The following is a 24,670-nucleotide window of genomic DNA, read 5'->3' on the forward strand; positions in this document are numbered from 1 at the left end:
GCGCCGGGACCTCAAAAGGCCGCGCTGCCTGCCGCTGGGAGCGTTCAGCTGGTCATCGCGTCGCCGCAAGAAGCTGGCGGGTGTATTCCTCTTGGGGGGTGTCAAACAGCGCGTCTGCCTGCCCGGCCTCCACCACGTCGCCCTGCTTCATCACGATCATCTTGTGCGACATGGCGCGCACGACGTTCAGATCGTGGGAAATGAACAGATAAGCCAGCCCATAGCGCGTCTGCAAATCGCGCAGCAGGTCGACGATCTGCACCTGAACCGTCATGTCCAGCGCCGATGTCGGCTCATCCAGCACCACCAGCCGCGGCCGCAGCACCATGGCACGGGCAATGGCGATGCGTTGCCGCTGTCCGCCCGAAAACTCGTGCGGGTAGCGGTCCATCGCCGCCGGGTCTAGGCCCACCTCCACCATCACCTCAGCCACCAACTCGCGGGTGTCGCGATGCTGATCGACCTTATGGATTGCCAGACCTTCGGAAATGATCTGTGCGCAGGTCATCCGCGGGCTGAGAGAGCCGAAGGGATCCTGAAACACGATCTGCATGTCCTTGCGCAGGCGCCGCAGATCCCGCGTTGACCATTGTCGCAGGTCATCGCCGCGGAATCGCACCTCACCCTCCGACGCAATCAGCCGCATGATGGCCAGTGCGAGGGTCGTCTTGCCAGAGCCGCTTTCCCCGACAATGCCAAGGGTTTCCCCTGCCCGGACGGAAATGGAGGTCGGATTGACCGCCTTCACATGCCCAACGGTGCGCTTCAACAGCCCCTTCTGGATCGGGAACCAGACCTTGAGATCCGAGGTTCGGACCAATTCCTCGGCGCCTTCGGGCACGGCAGCAGGTTGCCCGGAGGGCTCGGCCGCCAGCAATTTCTGCGTATAGGGATGCTGCGGGTTCGCAAAAATGTCCTCGGCAGGACCGCTTTCGACGATCTCGCCGTCTTTCATCACGCAAACCCGGTCGGCAATGCGCCGCACGATGGCCAGATCATGGGTGATGAACAACAACCCCATGCCTTCGCTTTCCTTCAGCTCGGCCAGAAGTTCGAGAATCTGGGCCTGAATAGTGACATCCAGCGCAGTGGTCGGCTCATCCGCGATCAGGATCTCGGGCTTGTTGGCCAGCGCCATGGCGATCATCACCCGCTGCCGCTGCCCACCGGACAGCTCGTGCGGATAGGCGCCAAGACGAGCTTCCGGATCGCGGATGCCGACCTTGATCAGCAGTTCCAGAATGCGGTCCCGCGCCGCCTGCCCGACCAACCCCTGATGCAGGGCCAGCGATTCTGACAGTTGCTTTTCAATGGTATGCAGCGGATTAAGCGAGGTCATCGGCTCCTGAAAGATAAAGCTGATGTCGTTGCCACGCAGCTTCATCAGGTGCTTTTCGTCGGCGCCGACCATCTCCTTGCCGTTGTAGAGCACCGATCCCTTCACCGTGGCACTGTCCCCCAGAAGCGACACCGTCGACAGAGCCGACACGGATTTGCCAGAGCCGGATTCCCCCACCAGCGCCACCGTTTCGCCACGCCCCACCTCAAAGGACACGCCTTTGACCGCTTCGGTCTCCTTGCCGTCTTGGCGGAAAGAGACACGCAGACCTTTCACCTCCAGTATCGCAGTCATGAGAAGGTCTTTCTTGGGTCGAAGGCGTCGCGGATGCCTTCAAAGATAAAGACAAGAAGCGACAGCATGATGGCGAAGGTGAAGAAGGCGGTGAAGGCCAGCCAGGGCGCTTCAAGGTTCTGTTTCGCCTGCAGGGTCAACTCCCCCAGCGAAGGCGCCGAGGACGGCAGGCCGAAGCCGAGGAAATCGAGCCCCGCCAGCGAGGAGATAGTGCCGGTCACGATGAAAGGCATCATCGTCAGGGTCGCCACCATGGCATTCGGCAGCATATGACGGAACATGATGGTCATGTTGCCAACACCCAGCGCCTTGGCCGCGCGCACGTACTCCAGATTGCGGGCGCGCAGGAATTCGGCGCGCACCACCCCGACCAGCGCGGTCCAGCCAAAGAGGATCATCAGGAAGACCAGCAGCCAGAAACTGCGCCCCAGGATCGCGAACATGATGATGATCACATAAAGCGTCGGGGTCGAGCTCCAGATTTCGATGAACCGCTGGAACAGAAGATCCAGCCAGCCGCCAAAATAGCCCTGCACGGCGCCTGCCGCGATGCCGAGAACGGTCGCCGCACCTGTCACGATCAGGGTAAAGACGATGGACAGGCGGAAGCCGTGGATGACCCGCGCCAGCACGTCCCGCTTGGTATCATCGGTGCCCAAGAGGTTCTGCCCGTTCGGCGGCAGCGGCGCCGCACCGGGCCGATCCACCGTGGTGTTAAAGCTGTAGGGAATCGGCGGCCAGATGGTCCAGCCTTCGTGGAAATCTTCCCCTGCGAAGGTGCCAGCCGCGATCTGTTCCATGATCCCTTCAGGGTCATCAAAACAGTCCAGATTGCCGCCCGAGCGGATCAGGCATTCGACCTCGGGGTCCTTGTACACCGCCTCGGTCCTGAAATCGCCGCCAAAGGCGGTTTCGGGATAGAACTTGAAGATCGGCATGTGCAATTCGCCGCGATAACTGACCAGAATCGGTTTGTCGTTGGCGATGAACTCGGCAAACAACGACAGCACGAACAGCACCGAAAAGATCCAGAACGACCAGAAAGCCCGCTTGTTGCGGCGGAAATTGTTCCAGCGGCGCTGGTTGAGTGGGGACAATGCCATGGCTCAGCCCTCTCTCTTTTCGAAATCGATGCGTGGGTCGACCAGCACATACATGATGTCCGACACGATCCCCACCACGAGGCTCATCAGGCCAAAGATGAACAGCGTGCCAAAGATCACCGGATAATCACGCGCCACGGCGGCCTCAAACCCGAGACGCCCCAGCCCGTCGAGCGAGAAGATCGTTTCGATGATCAGGCTGCCCGAGAAGAAGACGCCGATGAACACCGCCGGAAAGCCCGCGATCACGATCAGCATCGCGTTGCGGAACACATGACCATACAGAACCCGTCGTTCGCTCAGCCCCTTGGCCCGGGCGGTCATCACGTATTGTTTCTTGATCTCGTCCAGGAAGGAGTTCTTGGTCAGCAGCGTCAGCGTCGCAAAAGCCCCGATGGTGGAGGCGATGACCGGCAGCGCGATGTGCCAGAAGTAATCCCCAATCTTGGCCAGCAGGCTCAGCTCCTCCCAGTTGTCCGAGGTCAGCCCCCGCAGCGGAAAGATCTGCCAATAAGAGCCACCGGCAAAAAGCACCAGCAATAGGATCGCGAACAGGAACGAGGGGATCGCATAGGCCGCGATAATTATGCCACTGGTCCAAGTATCGAAACGCGACCCGTCGCTCAGCGCCTTGCGGATGCCCATCGGGATCGAGATCATATAGGCGATCAAGGTCGACCACAGGCCCAGCGAAATCGACACCGGCATTTTCTCCATCACCAGTTCGGTGACATCGATCTTGCGGAAGTAACTTTCGCCGAAATCGAACCGAAGATAGTTGCCGATCATCTGGATGAACCGCTCCAATGGCGGCTTGTCTAGACCGAATTGCGCGTTCAACTCTTCGATCAGCTCGGGTGGCAGGCCCTGACGACCCGCATAGTTGTCATTCGATCCAAGGGTTTCCGTGGCCCCCGCATCGCCGCCACCACCGGCAAAGCCTTCGAACACATCACCACTGCCCTGCATCTGGGCAATGATCTGTTCCACCGGCCCGCCCGGCACAAATTGCACCAGGGCAAAGTTGATCACCATGATCCCGAACAGAGTCGGGATCACCAGCAGGAAACGCCGCAGAATATAGGCTGCCATGGGACGGGCCTACCGCAACGCGCCAGAGGCCTTGAGCGCGGCCTCCTTTTCGGCGTTCACCCACCACAGATCCATCGTGCCCGGCGCATAGGGCGGCAGGTTCTCGGGGTATTCATACATGCTCCAGTAGGCGATCCAGTTCACGTCCAGATACCAAGTGGGAACCATGAACCGTTTAGCCCGCAGCACCCGGTCCAGCGCGCGGGCGCTGGCGTGGAGTTCTTCCTCGGTGGTGGCCTCGACGATATTGTCGATCAGCGCGTCCACCGCCGGATCGGCCAGCCCTGCGGGATTGAAGACCGAATATTGATGCGCCTCCGATCCGAATTGCTGATAAAGACCCGTCGAAGGTTCCAGCGACTTCGGATAGGCAAAGCTCACCATATCGAAATCCTTTTCCCGGCGGCGACTGGTGTATTGCGCGAAATCCACCCGGTTCAGCTTGGCATCGATCCCCATGGTGATGAGGTTGGCGACGAATGGCTGCACGATGCGCTCCAGCGTCGGGCTGTCGAGCAGGAACTCGATCTGCATGACCTCGCCCGCCGCATTGCGGCGCACCCCGTCATCGCCAACGGCCCAGCCTGCCTCATCCAAAAGTTTCATCGCCCGGCGCAGATTGCGGCGGTCCGATGGACGCCCCGGTTTCGAAGCATGCGCCATCACCGGTTCAGTGGTCAGGATGGTGGGGTCGATCTGGTCGCCCAGCGCCTCGAGCACTTCTTTTTCGCGCCCTTCCGGCAGGCCCTTGGCCTCCAGCGCACTGTCCTGCCAGAAAGAGGAGCGGTGCCGGAACAACCCGTATTGCAAGCTTTCGTTGGTCCATTCGAAGTTGAAGGCCAGTTGCACCGCTTCGCGCACGCGGATGTCCTGGAACACGGGACGCAGCAGGTTCATCACGAACCCATTCGCGGCAGGCACGTTACCGTCGGGAATTTCGTCCTTGATAACATCCCCGCGCGCAACCGCGTCAAACTCATAGGCGGTCGCCCAGCTTTTGGAACTGTTCTCGGGGCGCAGGGTGTAAACACCGGCCTTGAACCCTTCCATGGCGGCGATGGCATCGCCGAAATACTCGATCCGGATACTGTCGTAGTTGTGGCGGCCAACATTCACATTGAGATCGGCGCCCCAGTAATCTGGATTGCGGCGGTAGACGATACGCTGATTGATGTCGAAGCTGTCGAGAACATATGGCCCCGACCCGATTCCCGGATCCAGACGCGGCTCATCAAGACGGCGGTTTTCGGGATCGGCTTCGAACCAGGCCTTGGAGAAGACGGGCGTGCCTGCGACCTGCGAAATCATCGCGCGGCGCGGGAAATCGGGTGAGAAGTAGAATTTGACCCGGTGCGGGCCAAGCGCCTCGGCCTTGGGGATGCGTTTGCGCACTGCCTCGGCATAGGATTGCAGCCCCTGATCCAGCAGGATGTTATGGGAAAAGACCACGTCATCGGCGGTCACAGGCGATCCATCCGAAAACCGCGCTTCGGGGCGCAGGTTGAAGATCACCCAATCCTGGCTTTCGGGGTATTCCAGACTTTCCGCAATCAGCCCGTAATAGGAGCCCGGTTCGTCATAGGATTCGATCAACAGGCTTTCCAGATGGTAGGAGGACAGCGCCCCGCCCCGCCCCTTGCGGGTAAAGGGGTTCATGCTGTCAAAGGTACCGACGGCGGAAAAGGACAGCTCCCCGCCCTTGGGCGCCTCCGGGTTCACATAGTCGAAATGCGCGAATCCTTCGGGGTATTTCAGTTCACCGAATTCCGCGAACCCATGGCTTTTGATGATTGTCTCTTCGGCGCGGGCCGTTCCTGCCAGCACGGCAACCAGTGCCAGCATCGTCGCGCCCAGCACCAGCACGCTCTGCATCAGAAAACCAAGCTGCGCTGGCAGCCCCCCGCGCATGGTCTGCGTTCGGGCTGTCATCTGTTGTGATCTCATCTGCCTTAACCTCCGCTGTCCGGTGTTCAAGCGATCCGGATTTCTACCGTATTTCAAGCTAATGGCAGGCAGGCGCAACATTCAAGTTGTGATGCGGTCACTTTCGGGTTGGGCCAGGGCAATTTCCCATCCTTTTGCGGCACATATTCTCCGACAGGCCCCACAAAAAGCGAAAGGCCGCTGAGGATCAGCGGCCTTTCAAAACTCAAATCCGGTTCTGTACCAGCCGGAGCGACGGTTTAGTCGTCGAGGCTGTCCAGATAAGCGATCAGGTTCACGCGGTCCTTGACCTTTTTCAGGCCAGAGAAGCTCATCGTGGTGCCCGGTGCGTAGTCGGACGGTTTGATCAGGAATTCATTGAGGTTCTCAGCGGTCCATGCGCCTTCCATACCGGACAGGGCACCGGAGTAACCAAATCCTTCGGCGCTTGCCTTGGGACGGTCAACCACACCGTAGAGATAAGGACCGGTCGCATTGGCGCCAGCCTCAAGCTTGTGGCACGCGGAGCATTTCTTGAAGACTTTGGCGCCTTTGCCAACGTCAGCGGAGGCCATCAGCTCTTCAAAGCTGACTTCTTCCACTTCTTCTTCTGCACCACCTGCCTCTGCCACTTCAATCACGTAAGAAGCCTCGCCATGGGCCTCCACATGATACAGTTCCTCTGCGGCCCATTTGCCCAGGAGGAACACGAGGAACGCGCCGCAGAAGCCTGCAGTCGCTTTGGTAAGGGTCATCGTGTCAAACATGATCGCGAGTCCATTTCAGCTGTCTGGGAGGGTGTCTAAGGCTTCCCCTCTCAAGTGGCAAGGTGTAGACAGCGCGACGAAACGCCCGATTGTCCAAGTTTTGCAGGAAAGTCGCACTCATGACCGGAAAAATCGCCATTCAGGGGGAGCTTGGCTCTTACAGCCACGAAGCCTGCCGCAACGCGCGGCACGACATGGAAGTGCTACCCTGCCGCAATTTCGAGGACACGATCGCAGCAGTGACAAGCGGTCAGGCGGACCTCGCCATGCTGCCGGTGGAAAATTCGACCTATGGCCGGGTGGCCGATATCCACCGTCTGCTGCCGCACAGCGGCTTGCATATTGTTGATGAGGCATTTGTGCGGGTGCATATCAATCTTCTGGGCGTTCCGGGTGCCCGGCTGGAAGATATCCGCGAGGCGAAATCGCATCTGGTTCTTCTACCGCAATGCGGACAGTTCCTGCGTAAACATGACATCACCGGCCGGGTCAGCCCCGACAACGCACGGGCCGCCCGCGATGTGGCGGAGGCAGGCGACAAACACGTTGCCGCCCTCGCCAGCGAGCTGGCCGGAGAGATCTACGGTCTGGATGTGCTGGCCCGCCATATCGAAGACAACGGCGACAACACCACGCGGTTCCTAATCATGTCACGCGAGCCAGATTACAGCCGTCGCGGTGCCCATGGCATGATCACCAGCTTCGTGTTCCAGGTGCGCAACATCCCCGCCGCGCTTTACAAGGCGATGGGTGGCTTTGCCACCAATGGAATCAACATGACCAAGCTGGAAAGCTACATGGTGGACGGCTCCTTCACGGCGACTCAGTTCTATGCCGATATCGAAGGCCATCCCGAGGATGAGAACGTGCAGCTGGCGATGGACGAGCTGGCCTATTTTACCACCAACGTCGAGATCCTGGGCGTCTATCCCGCTGACAATGGCCGCTACTAACCTGTAATTCTGCGGGCATTAAGGCAGCCCACGCCTTTCGGCGGGCTGGACCTGTATTTTAGGGAAAGGTGAGAGGTTGGACATCGACCCAAGCGGGGCTCGTTGTGGCTGCTTCCTTCCGGACCTGACCAGGTTGGCGAGGCGCTTGCCCGCGCCAACCTCTCGAATCCCGATATAGGCGGCTGCCGCAGCAATGACAAGGGGGCCTCCCCGATCCACCGCTCCGCAGTTCAGAGGGCAAGCATCAGTTTCAGAAAGCCTTTTGGTGTCATGCCGCAGTTGCGCACCTGCCCCTCCGGCAATTCATCCAGATACTGCACCGCCTCCGGGCTGGTATAGGCGGCAGCCTCGGCGTTGTTGAGCTCGGCAAACCGCCACGGATACTCTTCCTGCGCCAGTGGATCCTCAGGCAGGCGGCCCGCAACGTAGTCCCGGATCACATCCCGGATTCGCACCGGCGGCAGCGGGATGCTCTCGGCGTCTTTGACCATCTGGAAATTACCACCACCGCTGACCCTGTAACTGTTGACCACAACGGCAAAACGCTGCGCAGGGGCCACGGGCCGCCCATGCACGCGAAGACGTCGAATGCGCCCTGCCGCCGGGTTGATCCGCACGCCAGAGGAGGAAAACCGCGGCGGTGCCGAGAGATCTATTTCGTATTGCAGGCCAAAAAGAACGTCGAAATTATGCCCGGCACGGCTAGGATCAACCAGTTCCTGTTCGGTACTGCCTGGGCGGACTTGTTTGAACACACCCGCAGACATTTCCAACCAGTCCAGCACTTGCGCGCCGGTCGCAACAACCAGCCTCAGCTCATTCGGGAAGATGTGAAGATCAGCGACGTTGCGCATACACAGATCGCCGCGTCCGATGTCGGTATAATGCCCCGGTCCGGAACGGCCACCGAATTTGCCTGGCGCCGCCGCAGACAAGAGCGGCAGTTTGCCAACCTCAGTGCCTTCCAGCAGCGGCCTGACCGCTGCCGCCTGCGCTGCTGCTGCAAGTTCCAACCCAAGATCGGGCCCAAAGAAAGTAAAGAAGGAGTGCAAAGGCACGTCACTGAAGCCAACTGGCTGACGCATCCGTTCGCGCGTTGAATCATGCGCGGGGCCAAGCGCGCGGGTCAGTTCAGCGTCCTCCTCGACCAGAGACATCAGATCGCCCTTCTCTGCCCTTCTGCAGATGGGTTTGAGGCGGGCGTCCCAATTCTCCAGCCGCCACCCCTCCGGGCCGTGCGACACCTGCAGATCGATCTGCCCCAAGTGTGATCCATGCGCACCCGGCATGACCACCGGCTTGGTGAAACTGTGCTCGGGATCTGGAAGGGTCTTGTGGGTGTGCCCGCCGATCACCGCATCGATTCCCGCCGTGGCCGCGATGGGAAGCAAGGCATTCTCCATGCCCGGCACCCGCTCCAGCCCTCCGACACCAGTATGCGCCAATGCGATCACGATATCGCATCCTTCCCGCCGCAGCGCGCTGGCAGCGGCGGCAGCCGCCTGCACCATGTCCGCAACCACGACCTGACCTTCCAGAAGATGCGCATCCCATGTTACCGTCTGCGGCGGCAGCACCGACAAGATCCCGATCCGCAGCGGCGGCGCACCAGCGCAGGCAGGCACCTCCCGCTCCAGAATGGTGGTGCGGGCGAAAGGTAGCTTCCGTCCCTCCTCCACGGCCGTCATATTCGAGCAAATCACCGGACAGGGTGCCTGCTCCAGCACCTGCTCAAGCGTCTCCAGACCGAAGTTGAAGTCGTGATTTCCAAGCCCGATGGCATCGTATTGCAACACTTTGAAGGCCTGCATCAGCGGATGCGGCACGATCGGGTCGTCAGAGGAAATCTCACCAATCGGCGCCCCTTGCAGCCCATCACCATTGTCCAAGAGCAGCACCGTGCCCCCTGCCTCCCGGACCTCTTGCCGCGCCTCTGCGATCAGGGACGCGACGCGGGACAGGCCGATGCTGGGGTCCGGCCGGTCGGCATAATAGTCGTAGCTGAGCAGATTGCTGTGCAGATCGGTGGTTGCCAACAAGCGCAGCACCCCCTTCCCCAATGGCAAGGATTGATCCGGTCCTGTCATATTGCTCTACCCGCAGCCTGCACGGCGTCTTCCGATCTTCGTTTTTTCTCACGTTCTGACACGAACGCGTTAACCCTTTGAAACAGCGTTTCCTTGATTTGCAAAGTCACCATTTTTGAGGATGTTAACGATTGTGGCGCTGATGCCGAAAATTTGACCGGTCTAACGCCAATATCCAGCGGCAGACCGGTGACCCGGCGTTAAACATCCGCTGACAACCATAAAAATGCATCGACCGCGCTACCCGAACAGGCTGGTCATTGCGCGGTTTTGCCGCCATCAATGCAGGAAATCGGGCCTTAACGCCGGATCCCCTGCCAAAAGAAGGACAACGATATGAAACGGGCCGAAGAGGTGACATTTGGCGGCAAGGGTGGCCTGGACCGCAGCGCGCATCTGCGTGCGGATGCCGAAGCACTAGACGCTGCCTGGGGGGCACAGAATGCACAGGTGCTGATGATGTGGCGCGGCAAACCCCTGTGCCAGCGGTCAAATCCAGAGCGCGGACCGGACGCGCTTGCCTGGATCTCCACCACGCATCCGATGGCAGCAGAGTGCCGCGACGCCGCTCTGTTTCTCGGCCTCCTGCCGGATCAAAGCCCGGCCTTCGCCTGTGATATCAGCAGTTGGCAGCCCGATGCGCTGGACGAGATGGCGCTGGCCAGTTTTGCCGATGTAACGGAGCAGCAGCACCCGGACCTGCCCTCCGGTTATGCTTTCGCCGAGCTGCGCAGGGTGATGACCCGGCTGACCCCGCTGGAGGCCGAGCTGGCCGCCACCGCCAAGGCGCTGTTTTCCTGGCATGGCTCGCATGGGTTCTGTGCCCGCTGTGGCCACCCCAGTGATATGGTTCAGGCAGGCTGGCAAAGAAATTGCCCCAGCTGCAAGGCGAGCCATTTTCCCCGCACCGATCCGGTTGTGATCATGCTGATTACCCATGGGGACGAGGTCCTGATGGGCCGCTCTCCCGGCTGGCCGGAAGGTATGTACTCCCTGCTGGCCGGTTTCGTTGAACCCGGCGAAACGCTGGAGGCCGCCGTGCGGCGTGAAGTTCTGGAAGAATCCGGCGTGAAGGTCGGAGAGGTGGAATACCTGTCCAGCCAGCCCTGGCCCTTTCCCATGTCGCTGATGTTCGGCTGCCGCGGGATCGCGCTGGATCGCGAGCTGACCATCGACCCACATGAAATCGAGGACGCGATCTGGGTCAGCAAGCAGGACATGATGACCGCCTTTGCCGGAGAGCACCCGATCCTGAAGCCTGCCCGAAAAGGAGCAATTGCACATTTTCTGTTGCAGAACTGGCTTGCGGATACGCTGGATTAAAGGGAATATCGCGGCCACGCTGAGAATTGATCAATCAAAACAGGCAAGCAGGCGTCAGAGTCATGGATTTCACGAGTAAAGAAGATATCGATTCACCGATCGCCGACGTGTTTGAAGCCCTGTCGGACTTTGAAAGCTTTGAACGCTCGGCCATCCGGCGCGGCATCGACGTGCAACGGATCGGCGATATCAGCACGCCTGAAAACGGCCTCGCCTGGGATGCCAAATTCAACTTTCGCGGCAAGGCGCGCGAGCTGCGCATTGCTCTCAAATCCTATGATCCCGTCACCCGCATTCTGCTGTCCGGCGACAGCAGCGGGCTGAACGGCGAAACCGAGATCGAACTGATGGCGTTGTCGCCGCGGCGCACCCGTGTAACAATTTCACTCAACCTGACGGCCAAGACCCTGTCGGGGCGGTTGCTGCTGCAATCCTTCAAACTGGCGCGCGGTTCGCTCAATAAAAAATTCAAAGCGCGCGCGGCAGATTTCGCCCGGCTGACCGAAGAACGGTTGAACCGCACGGCCTGAGGGCACCGCATCCGCCTGCACAAATCAGAAAGCTTACCTGGCTTGCAGTCGTTGGTGCGGATTTCTCCGGGTTTCACACAAGCGAATTGACGACTCGCCCTTCGACCCGCTACCCATTTCACAGATGGTTTCCGCGATCCGCCTTTGGCGGGTCCGGGATGAAAAGGGAACGTGGTGCGATCCGGCCTCTCTCGGCCAGAACAATTCCACGACTGCCCCCGCAACTGTAGGCGGAGAGCGACCCCGGAAGATCCACTGGGCGCAAGGCGACAGCCTGCGGCCGGGAAGGACCGGAGAAGCCCAGACCCGCAAGTCAGGAGACCTGCCATCGCACAACTCGAAACCGGGCGGGGTGTCCGGAGCGGGTGAGATGGCTCCTGTTGCGCGGCCCGTTCTGGCCGACAAGCATCCGGCCACATGTCTCTCCCCCTCTTTCTGCCCCTGCCTCAGCGCGGAGGGCGCGATGATCTGGACGACAAAAACGCATGAACTTGCGGCAACAACCTGTCAACACACCGGGGCAAGCTGCCCGGCACTGGAACGGATGCTGGTGGCCCTGTGCGGGGCGCTCGATACCGCGCGGGATATGACCGAAGAGGATTTTGAAATCACCGGCGACAGCCTGCTCGATGGCTGCACCCGCCATTGCCCGGCGCGCTTTTTTGCCTCGCACGACAGGATCCGGGTGTTCTGCGAAGTGGACACCGCAGCAGAGCGCAGCGGTCTGGACCGTTTTGCCGACGCGCTGCTGTCCAGCGATGCACAAGCGCAGCCCGCAGATCACCTGCCACATCGCCCCTGCTCCTTCGGAGAAGCCATCCCGCTCAGCGCGGCGTAGCGGCAGACCCAGCAAACAACAGGAGGGGCGTCGGTTTTATTCGGTGAATGCCGCGCCCCGTGAAGAAGAAAGCGGGATGACAGTCGGGTCCGCTCCGGCGGGCTGCCTCTGGCTCAGCGGCTGCGGGCCCAGGCCATCTGTGCCTCGGTCTCGACCGCGCAGGGGCGAGACATGCGCAGCCGGTTCAGCGCCGCCTCTGGCGCAACACCGCATTCGATCAACAGGCGCAGCACCACCATGCCGGAGCGCCCGCAGCCGCCCCGGCAATGCACTAGAACGCGGCCGCCACCGGTCAGCGCCTGGCGCGCCGAGGCGCTGACCCCGGGCCAGGCCTCGTTCACTTCTGGGCCGGGCACACCAAAATCCGCCACCGGCAGATGCACCCAGCGGCTTCCCATGCTCTGCAGATCAACCCCCAGCGTCGCGGCCCCGACGGAGACATGCTCGGCTTCGGTGGTCATCGAAATGACCAGACCGGGCTGCCAGTCGTGGATCAGTTCAAGGTCCCCCTTGTAGTCGCCACCGGCGCCGGGCAGCGGACAGATAGCAAGAATGCCATTGGCGGCGGACACCGCGTAGATCGTAAAGGGCTGCCGGGCCTGCGCACCCGCCCCGTCGGAACTCATCCCAGTCATCACACACTCTCCACCACATACAGGGAAAAACTCTGCCACCTGCCCTGCCGGGCGGTCAACAGCGGTGGACGAAGCCCGCGGGCTTCCCTACCCTATGAGGCGGTCCCAATCCCATTCCGAATCCGGCACGAGACAGCATGAGCGACACTCCAACATCCGATCCTGAAACCCTAACCGCTGAGGTTCAGCACGCGGAGCAGCCGTCCGGCCAGTATCAGGTCCTCGCCCGCAAGTACCGGCCCGAAACCTTTGCGGATCTGGTTGGCCAAGACGCCATGGTGCGTACGCTGAAAAACGCCTTTGCCGCGAACCGGATTGCTCAGGCTTTCATCATGACCGGTATTCGCGGCACGGGTAAGACCACCACCGCCCGGATCATTGCCAAGGGGATGAACTGTATCGGCACCGATGGCAACGGCGGCCCCACCACCGAACCCTGCGGTCAGTGCGAGCATTGCCTCGCGATAATGGAAGGCCGCCACGTGGACGTGATGGAGATGGACGCCGCCAGCCGCACCGGCGTCGGCGACATCCGCGAAATCATCGATTCGGTGCAATACCGCGCGGCCTCGGCCCGCTATAAGATTTACATCATTGACGAGGTTCACATGCTGTCGACCAGCGCGTTCAACGCGCTGCTGAAAACGCTGGAGGAACCCCCCGCCCATGTGAAGTTCATCTTCGCCACCACTGAGATCCGCAAGGTTCCGGTGACGGTCCTGTCGCGCTGCCAGCGGTTTGATCTGCGCCGGATTGAGCCCGAGGTGATGATCGCCCTCCTGCGCAAGATCGCCACCGCCGAAAACGCCCAGATCGCCGAGGATGCGCTCGCCCTCATCACCCGCGCTGCCGAAGGTTCGGCCCGCGATGCAACCTCGCTGCTGGATCAGGCGATTTCCCACGGCGCGGGCGAGACCACCGCCGATCAAGTGCGCGCCATGCTGGGCCTTGCCGACCGGGGCCGGGTGCTGGATCTGATGGATATGATCCTGCGCGGCGATGCGGCTGCGGCGCTCAGCGAGCTCTCCTCGCAATATGCCGAAGGCGCCGATCCGCTGGCTGTTCTGCGCGATCTGGCCGAAATCACCCATTGGGTGTCGGTGGTAAAGATTACGCCAGACGCGGCAGAGGATCCGACCATCAGCCCGGATGAGCGCGCCCGCGGTCAACAGATGGCCGAAGCGCTGCCGATGCGGGTGCTGACCCGCATGTGGCAAATGCTGCTCAAGGCGCTGGAAGAGGTCGCCGCCGCCCCCAACGCGATGATGGCTGCCGAGATGGCGGTGATCCGCCTCACCCATGTGGCCGACCTGCCCAGCCCCGAAGAGCTGATCCGCAAGCTGCAGGATATGCCGCCCCCGCCGCCCGGCGGTGGTGGCGGAATGCCCATGCAAAGCATGGGCGCGCCTGCCGCGGGCGGGGCATCGGCTATCACCTCTGCTCCGCCGCAAGGCGCACCGGGCGGTGGACCGTCCGGCGGCATGACCATGTCGCACAGCCAAGGGCAGGGACAAGCCACTGCGCTGGCACCGGCCGCAGAAAAGGCCCTCGCCCGCTACCCGAGTTTCGAGCATGTGGTGGAACTGATCCGCACCAACCGTGATGTGAAACTGCTGGTCGAGGTGGAAACAGGCGTGCGCCTCGTCGCTTACCAGCCGGGCCGGATCGAATTCACACCGCATGCGAATGCGCCCCGAGACCTTGCTGCGCGCCTAGGCACCGCCTTGCAAAACTGGACCGGCAGCCGCTGGGTCGTCACCATCGCTCCCGACGGCGAGGCCCCGACGATCGCCGAAATCCGCGATGCCGCCGAAAACGCATTGCGCACCAAGGCCAGCGAACACCCACTGGTACAGGCGGTGATCGACAGTTTCCCCAAGGCCCGGATCACCCGCATCCGTACCGCCGAGGAAATGGCCGCCGAGGTCGAGGCCGAAGCCCTGCCCGAGGTGGAAGACGAATGGGATCCGTTCGAAGACGGGTAGCGACTGGCCTGACGGTCCTCTTGTTCACCCTGCCGACAACCGCTTACGCCAAAACCTGCTTTGCTACCGGCGATCTATCCGACAGCGCGTGGGATGTGCTTTGGCGGATGTCGGCCAAGCCTGCTGTCTTGGCCCTCTTCGCTCTTGCCGGATTCGCGCTGTACAGCAGAAAGCGCGCCTCCATTGCAATCGCAGGCTTTCTTTGGGGCATGCTCGCGGCCGCAATTGCCGTCGATAATCATGAGCTTTTCTTTGATGATAAGAGTGCCTTGGGTATAATCGAAGACTGCACCGCCTCCTCCCACTTGTTCATCGCGCTTGCAATTGCGATATGTGCGGGGATGACTTACGGCGCCCTGCGCCCCCGCACTTAGGAGAAACACCATGCTCAAAGGTCTCGGCGGTCTTGGCGATATGGCCAAGATGATGAAATCGGCACAGGAACTGCAAACCAAGATGGCGCAGATGCAGGAAGACCTGCACAACGTCATGGTCACCGGCGAAGCAGGCGCGGGCCTGGTAAAAGCCACCGCCTCGGCCAAGGGCGACCTCAAGGCGCTGGATATCGACCCGTCCATCTTCAACGGCGATGACAAGGAAATGGTCGAGGACCTGATCCTGGCCGCCATCAAGGACGCACAGTCCAAGGCAGCCGAAAAAGCGCAGGAAGAGATGACCAACCTCACGGAAAGCATGGGCCTGCCCAAGGATATCAAGCTGCCCTTCTGATCCGGAGGCGCAACTGAAAAGTTCCGAAAAGGCGGCCTTGGCCGCCTTTTTCATGTCTCACGGGCATACGCCCTTTGCCCAACCTGGCGCGCAGGCGCTGCCCAGACAAACCCTGAACATCCGTCGCCTCTCCCCCTTGCCATTGCCCGCCGTGATGCGTCTATATGGGCTGACACTCCAAAGGCCGCCTCCATGCAAGACCGCTCTACCAGCGACATCGAAACCCTCATCGATCTGATGGCAAAACTGCCCGGTATGGGGCCGCGTTCAGCCCGGCGGGCGGTGCTGCACCTGATCCGCAAACGCGCGCTTTTGCTGACACCGCTGTCGGACATGATGACCCGCGTCGCCACCACCGCCCGCGAATGCCTCAACTGCGGCAACGTGGGGACCGAGGACATCTGCGAGATCTGCGACAGTGAGGCCCGCGCCAATGGCGAGATCTGCGTCGTCGAAAGCGTCTCGGATCTCTGGGCGATGGAGCGCGCAGGCGTTTTCAAGGGACGCTATCACGTGCTGGGCGGCACCCTCTCGGCGCTGGATGCCATCGGCCCCGAGGATCTGCGCATTCCCCGATTGGTCGACCGGGTCGGCAGCGAGGCAGTGAGCGAGGTGATCTTGGCGCTGAATGCCACCATCGACGGGCAGACCACGGCCCATTACATCGCCGACCAACTGAGCGGCCAGGTGAAACTTACCTCGCTCGCGCAAGGTGTACCCATCGGCGGCGAGCTGGATTACCTCGACGACGGTACCATCAGCGCCGCGCTGAAGGCCCGTAAGGAACTCTGACGGCAAAAGGGGAAGGACAGCCATGCCAACCGCCCTGCACCGCCCGATTCTGAGAGCCGCCATATTTTATTTTGCGGCCGTGTTCTTCTGCGGATTTGTTCTGGGCAGCCTGCGGATCTTTGTGCTGCTGCCCCTGATGGATGAACTCTGGGCGGTCTGCCTTGAACTGCCCATCATGCTGACCCTCAGCTGGCTGATCGCCCGGCACCTGACCCGGAATCGCAAGGATCTGTATCCTGCCGCCGCGCGCCTGTGGATGGGGATCTGGGCCTTCGGGCTGCTGATGGTCGCAGAATATGTACTCGCCACCACACTGATGGGCGCAGCCCCCAGCAGCTACTTCGGCCATTGGGCCACCGCTGCCGGGGCGATCGGGTTGGCAGGGCAAATCGCATTTGCCCTGATCCCGTTTGTGCAACGGATAACCCGTCGCGAAACGCCTTAGCTGAAGAAGGCCTGGAACGCGGCAATCGCGCCGTTGAGGCCCTCATCGGTGACATCCTTGTGCAGCACCAGCCGGATCGGGCCGCTGTCCCCTGCCCCAATCACCACGCCCGCCTTGGCCAGATGCGCCTGCAGGGCTGCGTTCTGCACCTCTGCCGGGGTGAAGAACACCATGTTCGTGGCTTGCGTGACTTCTCCCGCGCCCAGAGCGCGCAAGGCATCTGCCAGCGTAGCGGCCCGGGCATGATCCTCTGCCAGACGGTCGACGTTCTGCTCCAGCGCCATCAGACCTGCCGCAGCCAGCACCCCGGACTGGCGCATGCCGCCGCCCAGCATCTTGCGCCAGCGCCGGGCGCGGGCAATCAGATCGGACGGACCGACCAGAACCGATCCCGCAGGCGTGCCCAAACCCTTGGACAGGCAGATCGACACGGTATCGAACAGCACCGCCAGATGCGGTGCAGAGCAGCCCAGCTCGGTGATGGCGTTGAAAAAACGCGCCCCGTCCAGATGCAGCGACAGCCCCGCAGCCCGGCCCGCATCGGTCATCGCGCGCATGTCCTCCAGCGAAATGGCCTGTCCGTTGTGGGTGTTCTCCAAGGACAGCAGGCGGCTGATCGGCATATGGGAATCATCCGGTTTGACCGCTGCCGCGATCGCTGCGGGATCAAGTCCACCGCCGGGCTGCACCTCCAGCGGGTAGAGCGCGCTGCCGCCCAGCACCGAAGCGCCGGCCGCCTCGTATTTGAATACGTGGTAGTCGCGGCCGGTGATGATTTCCTCTCCGCGGCCGCAATGAGACAGGAGCGCGGTCAGGTTGCTCTGGGTGCCGGTGGGCAGGAACAGGCCCGCTTCCTTGCCCAGACGCTCGGCCAGGGTGGCCTCCAGCTGGTTGACCTGCGGGTCCTCGCCATAGACATCATCGCCCACCTCGGCCGCCGCCATCGCCTGACGCATCGCGTCGTCGGGGCGGGTGACCGTGTCGCTGCGCAGATCGCACAGCACCCCTGCACCGGTTTCGGTCTGCGTCATTCCTGCATATTGGCTCATGATGATCTCTCCAGTCGATTTTGCGCAACGCTAGCCGCAAGAGGTCGGCACGAAAACCCCCAAGTCGCGGGTAGATAACAACCTTCTGTGTCCCGCCCCAGCCCTGATCCCGCAAAGTGACCCCACGGTCAAATTGACAGCCGCCCCCGGCGAACGCTTGACTGAGAACAACATCAGCGATCAGGGAGGGGTACTGGTGACACTCATAAAGGCCGAAAGCGCCGCAATCGTCGCCGAAGTCCATGTCGCACCGGGTCAGGAAGTGGCCGCAGGCACGGTGTTGCTGGCCACCGAACTGATGAAAATGCGCCATGAAATCCGCGCCGAGCAGAGCGGGATTGTCACTGCCGTTCACGTGACCGCCGGACAAGAGCTGCAGGGCGGTGAAACGCTGATCACTTTGGAACCCGGCAGCGTGTCCGTTGAGGAGGTTGCAACCGACGATACCGCCCGTCCTGATCTGGAGGAATATGCGGCCCGCATGGCGCTGCTGGACGATGCCGCCCGCCCCGAGGCCGTCGCCAAACGTCACGCGCTGGGAGGCCGCACCGCAAGGGAGAACATCAACGATCTGTTCGATGCAGGCAGTTTCACCGAATATGGCGCCCTTGCTGTGGCGGCCCAACGCGGCAAGCGGGCGCTGCCCGATCTGCAGGCGCGCACGCAGGGCGACGGTATCATCTGCGGAATCGGCACGGTTTCTGGGCGTACGGTGGCTGCCATGGCGGTAGATTACATGGTTCTGGCAGGCACACAGGGTTTCAACCACCACCGCAAGATGGACCGCCTGATCGAGGTCGCCAGCCGCGACCGGCTGCCCATCGTCCTCTTTGCCGAAGGCGGCGGCGGGAGACCCAACGACGGCGACACCGCCCTGATCATGGCCGCTTGGTTGAACGTCACCTCCTTCCGCCATTTCGCCGCCTACAAAGGGCCGAAAATCGGCATCGTGTCGGGCTATTGTTTCGCCGGGAACGCGGCCCTTTACGGGGTCTGCGACCTACGGATCGCGACTAAGAACAGCTGGATCGGAATGGGCGGCCCGGCGATGATCGAAGGCGGCGGGCTGGGTGTCGTCGCCCCGAAGGAGATCGGCCCCAGCGACGTGCAGGTAGACACCGGGCTGATCGACATTCTGACCGAAGACGAAGCCGAGGCCGTAGAGGCTGCGAAACGGCTACTAGGCCTTGAGGCCGCACAGACACCACCCGCCGACGCCCCAGAGGAAACCCCGGACCTGCGCAATGTCGTGCCCGTGGACCGCACCCGTGCCTATGACATGCGCGCAGCCATCGACGGGCTGGCCGACAGTGACACGTATCAGGAGCTGCGCCACGGGTTTGGCGCGGGCATGATCACCGGCTTTGCCCGGATCAGAGGTCGCGCGGTGGGGCTGCTGGCGAACAACCCGCTGCACCTTGGCGGCGCCATCGATGCCGAGGCCGGTGACAAGGGCGCGCGTTTTCTGCAGCTGTGTGATGCCTGGGGCCTGCCGGTCATCACCCTATGCGACACGCCGGGCTTCATGGTGGGCCCCGAGGTCGAGAAAACCGGACAGGTGGCGCATATCTCGCGGCTGTTTCTGGCCGGAGCTCATTTCAGCCAGCCGCTGGTGACGCTGATCCTGCGCAAGGCCTATGGTCTGGGCGCGATGGCGATGGCGGGCGGCGGGCTGGACCGTCCGCATTTCTGCTGTGCCTGGCCCACCGGAGAGGTCGGCGCCATGGGGCTGGAAGGCGCGGTCAGGCTAGGCCACCGCGATCATCTGGCCGCCATCGAAGACCCGGCAGAGCGGGAAGCGGAATATCAACGCCTCGTCGATGCCCTGTATGAGCGCGGAAAGGCACTGAATGCAGCCAGCCTCTTGGAATTCGACGCGGTCATCGACCCGGCAGAGACCCGCGCCGCGCTGCACCGTGCACTGGAAAGCGCAGGCCCCGCGACCCCCGGCCCCCGCTACGCCGACGCCTGGTAGGGCCGCCACAAAGAAAAAACCACGCCCGGATCCGGGCGTGGCTTTCCTATTCGCTGGACCGTCTTGGCCCTGGTGTCTCAGCGCTTCAGAAGCGGGGATCGGTCCCGTCTTCGTCCTCGTCGTCCTCGTCACCGCCCGAGGGCAGGTTGAAGAAGCTGTCCGCATCGGGCAGCGGCTCTTCGGACGGGGTGCTTTCGGCAGAGCCACCACCCAGAGTGAAGGTTTCCAGCCCTTCGATGGCCGAGGGGATCTTCGGCTCGGCATCCATCTCCAGCGATTGCTCGGTCGACACCAGCTTGCGGCGTTCGTCGTCGCTCATCACGCCGCCTTCGGCAGCCCGTTTTGCGGCGGCTTTTTGCACGGCAGAGTCCAGTTCGGACTGTTTGCAAAGGCCCAGCGCAACCGGGTCGATCGGCTGCATGTTGGCAATGTTCCAGTGGGTCCGCTCGCGGATCGACTGGATCGTCGGCTTGGTGGTGCCTACCAGTTTGGCGATCTGACCATCGGAGAGTTCCGGGTGGAACTTCACCAGCCACAGGATCGAGTTCGGACGGTCCTGACGCTTGGACAGCGGCGTGTAGCGCGGTCCGCGGCGTTTTTCCTCGCCAGCAGCGGCCGGGTTGAACTTGAGCTTCAGCTTGTGCAGCGGATTGGCCTCGGCCTTGTCGATCTCATCCTGCGTCAGCTGGTTGTTTGCAACCGGATCAAAGCCTTTGACGCCGGCGGCGACGTCACCGTCGGCAATGCCCTGGATCTCCAGCTCGTGCATGCCAACGAAATCGGCGATCTGCTTGAAGCTGATCGTGGTATTGTCCACCAGCCACACGGCGGTCGCTTTGGTCATCAACGGTTTTGCCATGCGCTTATCTCCTTAAAACACGTTTGCCCCACGAACATCTACGTACATCTTTCCCGTCGCCTGAATTAGGCTGCCCCGAGGTCTGGGGCGGGTTTCCGTTGTCGGGGAACTTCAGTCCTATATAGTCGCCTTGTTTTCATAAGGAAAGAGGCGATGCGCAGGTTCTTGCTGGCAATTGCAACCGTGATTTCCGGGCTGGCGTCGCTGCCCGGTTACGCCGACAGCGACCGGTCGCGGGAGGTCGCGGGCGAATTCGATTACTACGTCCTCAGCCTCAGCTGGTCACCGAACTGGTGCGCCATCGAAGGCGATGCCAGGGGATCGGATCAATGCGACAGCCGCCATGATCACGGCTGGACCCTGCATGGGCTGTGGCCGCAGTATCACCGGGGCTGGCCGGATTTCTGCAACACCGCCGAGGCCCCGCCAAGCCGCCGCCAGACCGCCGAGATGGCCGATATCATGGGGTCTCCGGGCCTGGCTTGGCATCAATGGAAGAAACACGGCAGCTGTTCCGGCCTGTCCCCCGCGCAGTATTTTTCCCTCTCGCGCGAGGCTTATGGACAGATCACCCGTCCGGCCATCTTCCGCAAGCTGGACAAACTGGTGAAACTGCCCGCATCGCTGGTCGAGGAAGCCTTTCTGAAGGAAAATCCACAGCTGAGCCGGGACAGCCTGACCATCACCTGCCGCGATGGTCACATCCAAGAGGCCCGCATCTGCCTATCGCGCAGCCTTGATCCTGTGCCCTGCGGCCCGGACGTGATCCGCGACTGCACTCTGAAGGATGCACTATTCGCCCCGGTGCGCTGAACCTAATGGAGGCCTGGCTTCCTCCACCATCTCCTCAAACTCCCCCTGCCCCACTGCCCGACAGGCGGCTTGACCGCGAAAAGAGGAGGCAGGCGCCACTGGGCAGCTTTCCCTCACGCGACATTGATTGGCTTGTGCAGCGCATTTTGGCCGATTTTGTGCTAGTATTGTTCCACGTGCCGCGCACGGCCCTGCCTAAACGGCACTTCCATTTAAATCCGCGAGGAGGAAGAGGAGGAACAAGCGCATGGCAAAGACAATCGGTAATCCGCTCAGTTGGCTCTTGCAGGGGGCAGAAACCACCGGACAGCATTTCGGCAAGACGGTGGGAGAAATGGGCAGCAGCGACGTCACGGAGCTGCCTCAGGCGCGCAGGCTTTCGATGGACGACCTCATCCATTCACTGGCCGCAGGTCTTGAAGATTTTGCCGCCTGCCGCAGCGATGCGATGTTCCTGGTGCTGTTCTACCCGGTGATTGGCCTCGCGTTGATCGTGATGAGCCTGTCGATGAACCTGCTGCCACTGATCGTGCCAATGATCATGGGGTTTGCGATCCTCGGGCCTGTTGCGGCGGTCGGGCTGTATGAAATGTCCTCGCGCCGCGAAGCCGGGTTTAAGCCGCGCTGGATGGATGCCTTTGGCGTTATCCGCTCGCCTGCCTTCGGCGCCATTCTGGTGCTGGGTTTTTATCTGGCAGCACTGTTCATCATCTGGCTGGTCGCTGCGGACATGATCTATATCCGCACCCTGGGACCAGAGCCGCCGACCTCGATGCTCGGCTTCGCCACCGCCGTAGTGACCACCCGCGAAGGCTGGATCATGGCAATTGCAGGCGGCGCGTTAGGGGCCGTCTTTGCCTTTGCCGCGCTGGCGATGAGCCTGGTCTCTTTCCCGCTGCTGCTGGACCGCCACGTGGGCCTGCCGGTGGCGGTGGCCACCTCAATCAACGTGCTGCGCAAGAACCCGGTGATTTGCATTACCTGGGGCGTGATCGTCGGCAGCATGCTGGTAATCGCTGCGATCCCGTTCCTGGCCGGGTTGATCATCGTGGTGCCGGTGCTGGGGCACGCTACCTGGCATCTGTACCGGCGCGCGGTGAAATAGAGCGAAGCACACAGAAAAAGGGCCGACGCAACTGTCGGCCCTTCTTGCGTGCAGGTAAGCGGCCTTAGCCCACCTTCAGAACGATCTTGCCAATATGGCCGGAACTTTCCATCCGCGCGTGTGCGGCTGCTGCCTCCTCCAGCGCAAATTCGCTGTCCATCACCGGCGCCATCTTGCCTGCTTCGACCAGCGGCCAGACCGCCTCGGCCAGATCCTGCGCAATGCGGGCCTTGGCCAGATCGCTCTGCGGGCGCAGGGTCGATCCCGTCACCGTCAGGCGGCGCGCCATGATCTGGGCAAAGTTCAGCTCGGCCTTGGGGCCTGAAAGAAAGGCGATATGTACCAGACGGCCATCATCGGCCAGCGCCCGGATATTGCGGGGAATATAGTCGCCGCCCACCATGTCGAGGATGAGATCGGCGCCGCCCTCAGCGCGAAGAACTTTCACGAAATCCTCGTCGCGGTAATTGATCGCACGCTCGGCCCCCAGATCGAGACAGGCCTGACATTTGGCATCGGACCCGGCGGTGGTGAACACCCGCGCGCCCAAGGCCGAGGCCAGCTGAATCGCTGTCGTTCCGATTCCGGAGGAGCCGCCGTGCACCAGAAAACGTTCGCCCGCCTTCAGCCCTCCCCGGGTAAAGACGTTTGACCAGACCGTGAAACAGGTTTCCGGCAGGCAGGCCGCGCGTTTCAGCGACATGCCCTTGGGAATGGGCAAACAATGGGCGGCCGGTGTGACCACGTATTCGGCATAGCCGCCGCCGGGCAGCAAGCCACAGACCTTGTCCCCCACGGCGTATTCGGTGACGCCCGCACCGATGGCGACCACCTCGCCCGAGGCTTCCAGCCCCGGCAGATCGCTGGCACCGGCAGGCGGATCATAGGCCCCCGCACGCTGCAACGCGTCCGGCCGGTTGACGCCCGCATAGGCGACCTTCAGCAGCAGCTGGCCATGGCCCGGCTGCGGAACGGGCCGGTCTGTCAGCGTCAGAACCTCGGGGCCTCCGGGTTGCGAGATTTCAATCGCGCGCATCGTTTCCGGCAATGTCTCCGTCATGCAAAGATCCTTTCCCTTGCGTGGTGCGTTTTAACGCTTTGAATATCACCTTGGGTGCGGGGCACAAACCCCGGCAGGTGGTTTGCATTGCGCCCGGATGTACTGAAACGGCGAATGGACGTGGCGTTTGATCAGCGGCCAGTCCTACGGCCTGGCAGATCCGTGGGTGTCGACGGGCGCCGGATCTGATCCGCCAGCCAGGACGGGCCGGCCAGAAGGGGCTTCAGCAAAAGATTCTTCTGCAAATCGGCCTTCAGCTTTTCGAACTGCATCACGTTGTCGATGCGCCGATCCAGAAAGTCCCATGTGGCCTGATGGCCCGGGCTGTCGTCCCCCAGCCAGAACAAAACGGTCGAGGAATAAACCCCGGACAACGTGGCCCGTTTGCTGTACCAGTTGATGTCCTCGGAGGTATCGCCCAGCGCGGTCCAGATCGCATCCACCGTGCCCCATATCGCCTTGGCCCCGTCGGCGGCATAGACCGGCAGCGAGAACAGCGTCACGCCCCGGCGCACCGCTTCCTTGTCGTCGGAGGCTTCAAGGCGGAACCGGACGGCGGCGGCGATCTTGTCCCGGAACCGCAACCCCGTCAGATCCGCCGTCTTCAGCCGTTCCAGCATCTGATCATCGCCGCGCCGGTGATAGGCCAGCGCCAGATCCACCGCCCCGCGCGGACACAGGGCGCGTGCCAGAACCGGGTCCATGCCGCAATCCTCGACTGCAGCAGCAAAGGTGGCTTCGGTCCAGCCGTCAAAGGCGACATGAATGAGCGCCGCATCCAGAAGCGCGTCGATCGATCCGGTGTCGGCGGCCGGTTGCTCTGTGGCTGTTTGCTCAGTCATGATGCATCTCCTCGTCAACAAATGCGCCTTTAAGGGCCTGCGTCGCTGCGCGATCTGCCCTTTTGCTCAGTACTAGACAAGTTAGACCGGCTTTGCTATACGGCCACCTCCTGCAAATCCTTGCAACCCAAC

General features: G+C 61.9%; 23 protein-coding genes, 1 other RNA gene and 1 riboswitch. Of the genes, 12 read left to right on the forward strand and 12 right to left on the reverse strand.

Annotation, left to right across the window (positions count from 1 at the left end; all coding sequences use genetic code 11):
• Positions 1 to 52 precede the first annotated feature (52 nt).
• From C6W91_RS04455 to C6W91_RS04475, 5 genes are all read right to left on the reverse strand, one after another.
• Complete coding sequence (locus C6W91_RS04455; protein ID WP_274866765.1) at positions 53 to 1,633, reverse strand: ABC transporter ATP-binding protein; 1,581 nt, start codon at positions 1,631 to 1,633, stop codon at positions 53 to 55.
• The gene (locus tag C6W91_RS04460) at positions 1,630 to 2,736 is read right to left on the reverse strand and encodes an ABC transporter permease (protein WP_065271289.1); all 1,107 of its coding nucleotides are present in this window, start codon (positions 2,734 to 2,736) and stop codon (positions 1,630 to 1,632) included. Before C6W91_RS04460 ends, C6W91_RS04455 begins: the two co-directional genes overlap by 4 nt.
• A 3-nt stretch (positions 2,737 to 2,739) precedes the next feature.
• On the reverse strand, positions 2,740 to 3,828 hold the full coding sequence (locus tag C6W91_RS04465; protein WP_370570463.1) for a microcin C ABC transporter permease YejB: 1,089 nt from the start codon (positions 3,826 to 3,828) through the stop codon (positions 2,740 to 2,742).
• A 9-nt stretch (positions 3,829 to 3,837) separates the two neighbouring features.
• Positions 3,838 to 5,700 (reverse strand): extracellular solute-binding protein, encoded by a 1,863-nt coding sequence (locus C6W91_RS04470; protein WP_370570472.1) that lies wholly within the window; start codon positions 5,698 to 5,700, stop codon positions 3,838 to 3,840.
• A gap of 311 nt (positions 5,701 to 6,011) precedes the next feature.
• Positions 6,012 to 6,518 carry a cytochrome c family protein gene (locus tag C6W91_RS04475; protein ID WP_065271292.1) on the reverse strand — a complete coding sequence of 169 codons (507 nt, stop codon included), beginning with the start codon at positions 6,516 to 6,518 and terminating at the stop codon, positions 6,012 to 6,014.
• Positions 6,519 to 6,637: 119 nt separating this feature from the next.
• Between C6W91_RS04475 and C6W91_RS04480 the strand changes: the two genes are divergently transcribed.
• Positions 6,638 to 7,471, forward strand: coding sequence for a prephenate dehydratase (locus C6W91_RS04480; RefSeq protein ID WP_065271293.1), 834 nt, complete (start codon positions 6,638 to 6,640; stop codon positions 7,469 to 7,471).
• Between the two features lie 66 nt (positions 7,472 to 7,537).
• Here C6W91_RS04480 and ffs read toward each other — a convergent pair.
• An RNA gene (ffs, locus tag C6W91_RS04485) (signal recognition particle sRNA small type) lies at positions 7,538 to 7,636 on the reverse strand.
• A 65-nt stretch (positions 7,637 to 7,701) separates the two neighbouring features.
• Positions 7,702 to 9,519: a 5'-nucleotidase C-terminal domain-containing protein gene (locus C6W91_RS04490; protein ID WP_370570473.1), complete on the reverse strand. Its 1,818-nt coding sequence runs from the start codon at positions 9,517 to 9,519 to the stop codon at positions 7,702 to 7,704.
• 375 nt (positions 9,520 to 9,894) lie between these two features.
• Here C6W91_RS04490 and nudC point away from each other — a divergent pair, with 375 nt between their 5' ends.
• The 3 genes from nudC to C6W91_RS04505 all read left to right on the forward strand — a co-directional run bounded on the left by nudC (position 9,895) and on the right by C6W91_RS04505 (position 12,249).
• Positions 9,895 to 10,881 (forward strand): NAD(+) diphosphatase, encoded by a 987-nt coding sequence (gene nudC, locus C6W91_RS04495; RefSeq protein WP_370570464.1) that lies wholly within the window; start codon positions 9,895 to 9,897, stop codon positions 10,879 to 10,881.
• 62 nt (positions 10,882 to 10,943) lie between these two features.
• Positions 10,944 to 11,411: an SRPBCC family protein gene (locus C6W91_RS04500; protein WP_274829725.1), complete on the forward strand. Its 468-nt coding sequence runs from the start codon at positions 10,944 to 10,946 to the stop codon at positions 11,409 to 11,411.
• Between the two features lie 108 nt (positions 11,412 to 11,519).
• Positions 11,520 to 11,756, forward strand: a riboswitch (cobalamin riboswitch).
• 118 nt (positions 11,757 to 11,874) lie between these two features.
• On the forward strand, positions 11,875 to 12,249 hold the full coding sequence (locus C6W91_RS04505; protein WP_274832680.1) for a hypothetical protein: 375 nt from the start codon (positions 11,875 to 11,877) through the stop codon (positions 12,247 to 12,249).
• A 113-nt stretch (positions 12,250 to 12,362) separates the two neighbouring features.
• On the opposite strand, the gene C6W91_RS04510 is transcribed toward C6W91_RS04505, so the two are convergent.
• A complete protein-coding gene (locus C6W91_RS04510) occupies positions 12,363 to 12,884 on the reverse strand; it encodes a protein-tyrosine phosphatase family protein (RefSeq protein ID WP_274866769.1) in 522 nt (173 codons plus the stop codon).
• A gap of 137 nt (positions 12,885 to 13,021) precedes the next feature.
• Between C6W91_RS04510 and C6W91_RS04515 the strand changes: the two genes are divergently transcribed.
• The 5 genes from C6W91_RS04515 (at position 13,022) to C6W91_RS04535 (ending at position 16,835) form a co-directional block, all read left to right on the forward strand.
• On the forward strand, positions 13,022 to 14,869 hold the full coding sequence (locus C6W91_RS04515) for a DNA polymerase III subunit gamma/tau (RefSeq protein WP_274866770.1): 1,848 nt from the start codon (positions 13,022 to 13,024) through the stop codon (positions 14,867 to 14,869).
• Complete coding sequence (locus tag C6W91_RS04520; RefSeq protein ID WP_275000998.1) at positions 14,845 to 15,243, forward strand: hypothetical protein; 399 nt, start codon at positions 14,845 to 14,847, stop codon at positions 15,241 to 15,243. The genes C6W91_RS04515 and C6W91_RS04520 overlap by 25 nt, the downstream gene beginning before the upstream one ends.
• 10 nt (positions 15,244 to 15,253) lie before the next feature.
• On the forward strand, positions 15,254 to 15,598 hold the full coding sequence (locus C6W91_RS04525; protein ID WP_065271301.1) for a YbaB/EbfC family nucleoid-associated protein: 345 nt from the start codon (positions 15,254 to 15,256) through the stop codon (positions 15,596 to 15,598).
• Positions 15,599 to 15,790: 192 nt separating this feature from the next.
• Positions 15,791 to 16,390 carry a recombination mediator RecR gene (gene recR, locus C6W91_RS04530; RefSeq protein ID WP_065271302.1) on the forward strand — a complete coding sequence of 200 codons (600 nt, stop codon included), beginning with the start codon at positions 15,791 to 15,793 and terminating at the stop codon, positions 16,388 to 16,390.
• A 22-nt stretch (positions 16,391 to 16,412) separates the two neighbouring features.
• Entirely contained in the window at positions 16,413 to 16,835 is a 423-nt protein-coding gene (locus C6W91_RS04535) for a hypothetical protein (RefSeq protein ID WP_274866772.1), read from the forward strand.
• On the opposite strand, the gene ltaE is transcribed toward C6W91_RS04535, so the two are convergent.
• The gene (ltaE, locus tag C6W91_RS04540) at positions 16,832 to 17,884 is read right to left on the reverse strand and encodes a low-specificity L-threonine aldolase (RefSeq protein ID WP_274866773.1); all 1,053 of its coding nucleotides are present in this window, start codon (positions 17,882 to 17,884) and stop codon (positions 16,832 to 16,834) included. The two genes, C6W91_RS04535 and ltaE, sit on opposite strands and share 4 nt — an antisense overlap.
• A 196-nt stretch (positions 17,885 to 18,080) precedes the next feature.
• Between ltaE and C6W91_RS04545 the strand changes: the two genes are divergently transcribed.
• Positions 18,081 to 19,859, forward strand: coding sequence for a carboxyl transferase domain-containing protein (locus tag C6W91_RS04545; protein WP_370570465.1), 1,779 nt, complete (start codon positions 18,081 to 18,083; stop codon positions 19,857 to 19,859).
• Between the two features lie 85 nt (positions 19,860 to 19,944).
• Here C6W91_RS04545 and C6W91_RS04550 read toward each other — a convergent pair whose 3' ends face one another.
• The gene (locus C6W91_RS04550; RefSeq protein ID WP_274829733.1) at positions 19,945 to 20,718 is read right to left on the reverse strand and encodes a DUF1013 domain-containing protein; all 774 of its coding nucleotides are present in this window, start codon (positions 20,716 to 20,718) and stop codon (positions 19,945 to 19,947) included.
• 153 nt (positions 20,719 to 20,871) lie between these two features.
• Here C6W91_RS04550 and C6W91_RS04555 point away from each other — a divergent pair, with 153 nt between their 5' ends.
• Positions 20,872 to 21,531, forward strand: a complete 660-nt coding sequence (locus tag C6W91_RS04555; protein ID WP_274837299.1) for a ribonuclease T2 — start codon at positions 20,872 to 20,874, stop codon at positions 21,529 to 21,531.
• Between the two features lie 247 nt (positions 21,532 to 21,778).
• Entirely contained in the window at positions 21,779 to 22,636 is an 858-nt protein-coding gene (locus C6W91_RS04560) for a DUF2189 domain-containing protein (protein WP_274866775.1), read from the forward strand.
• A 64-nt stretch (positions 22,637 to 22,700) separates the two neighbouring features.
• Here the strand turns inward: C6W91_RS04560 and C6W91_RS04565 are convergent, their stop codons facing one another.
• Together C6W91_RS04565 and C6W91_RS04570 are read right to left on the reverse strand one after the other, a co-directional pair.
• A complete protein-coding gene (locus tag C6W91_RS04565; protein WP_065273574.1) occupies positions 22,701 to 23,684 on the reverse strand; it encodes an NAD(P)H-quinone oxidoreductase in 984 nt (327 codons plus the stop codon).
• Between the two features lie 143 nt (positions 23,685 to 23,827).
• The gene (locus C6W91_RS04570) at positions 23,828 to 24,538 is read right to left on the reverse strand and encodes a COQ9 family protein (RefSeq protein ID WP_274866776.1); all 711 of its coding nucleotides are present in this window, start codon (positions 24,536 to 24,538) and stop codon (positions 23,828 to 23,830) included.
• Between the last annotated feature and the right edge of the window lie 132 nt (positions 24,539 to 24,670).

It is taken from the genome of Phaeobacter sp. SYSU ZJ3003, from assembly GCF_041300735.1.
Lineage (GTDB): Bacteria > Pseudomonadota > Alphaproteobacteria > Rhodobacterales > Rhodobacteraceae > Phycobacter > Phycobacter gallaeciensis_A.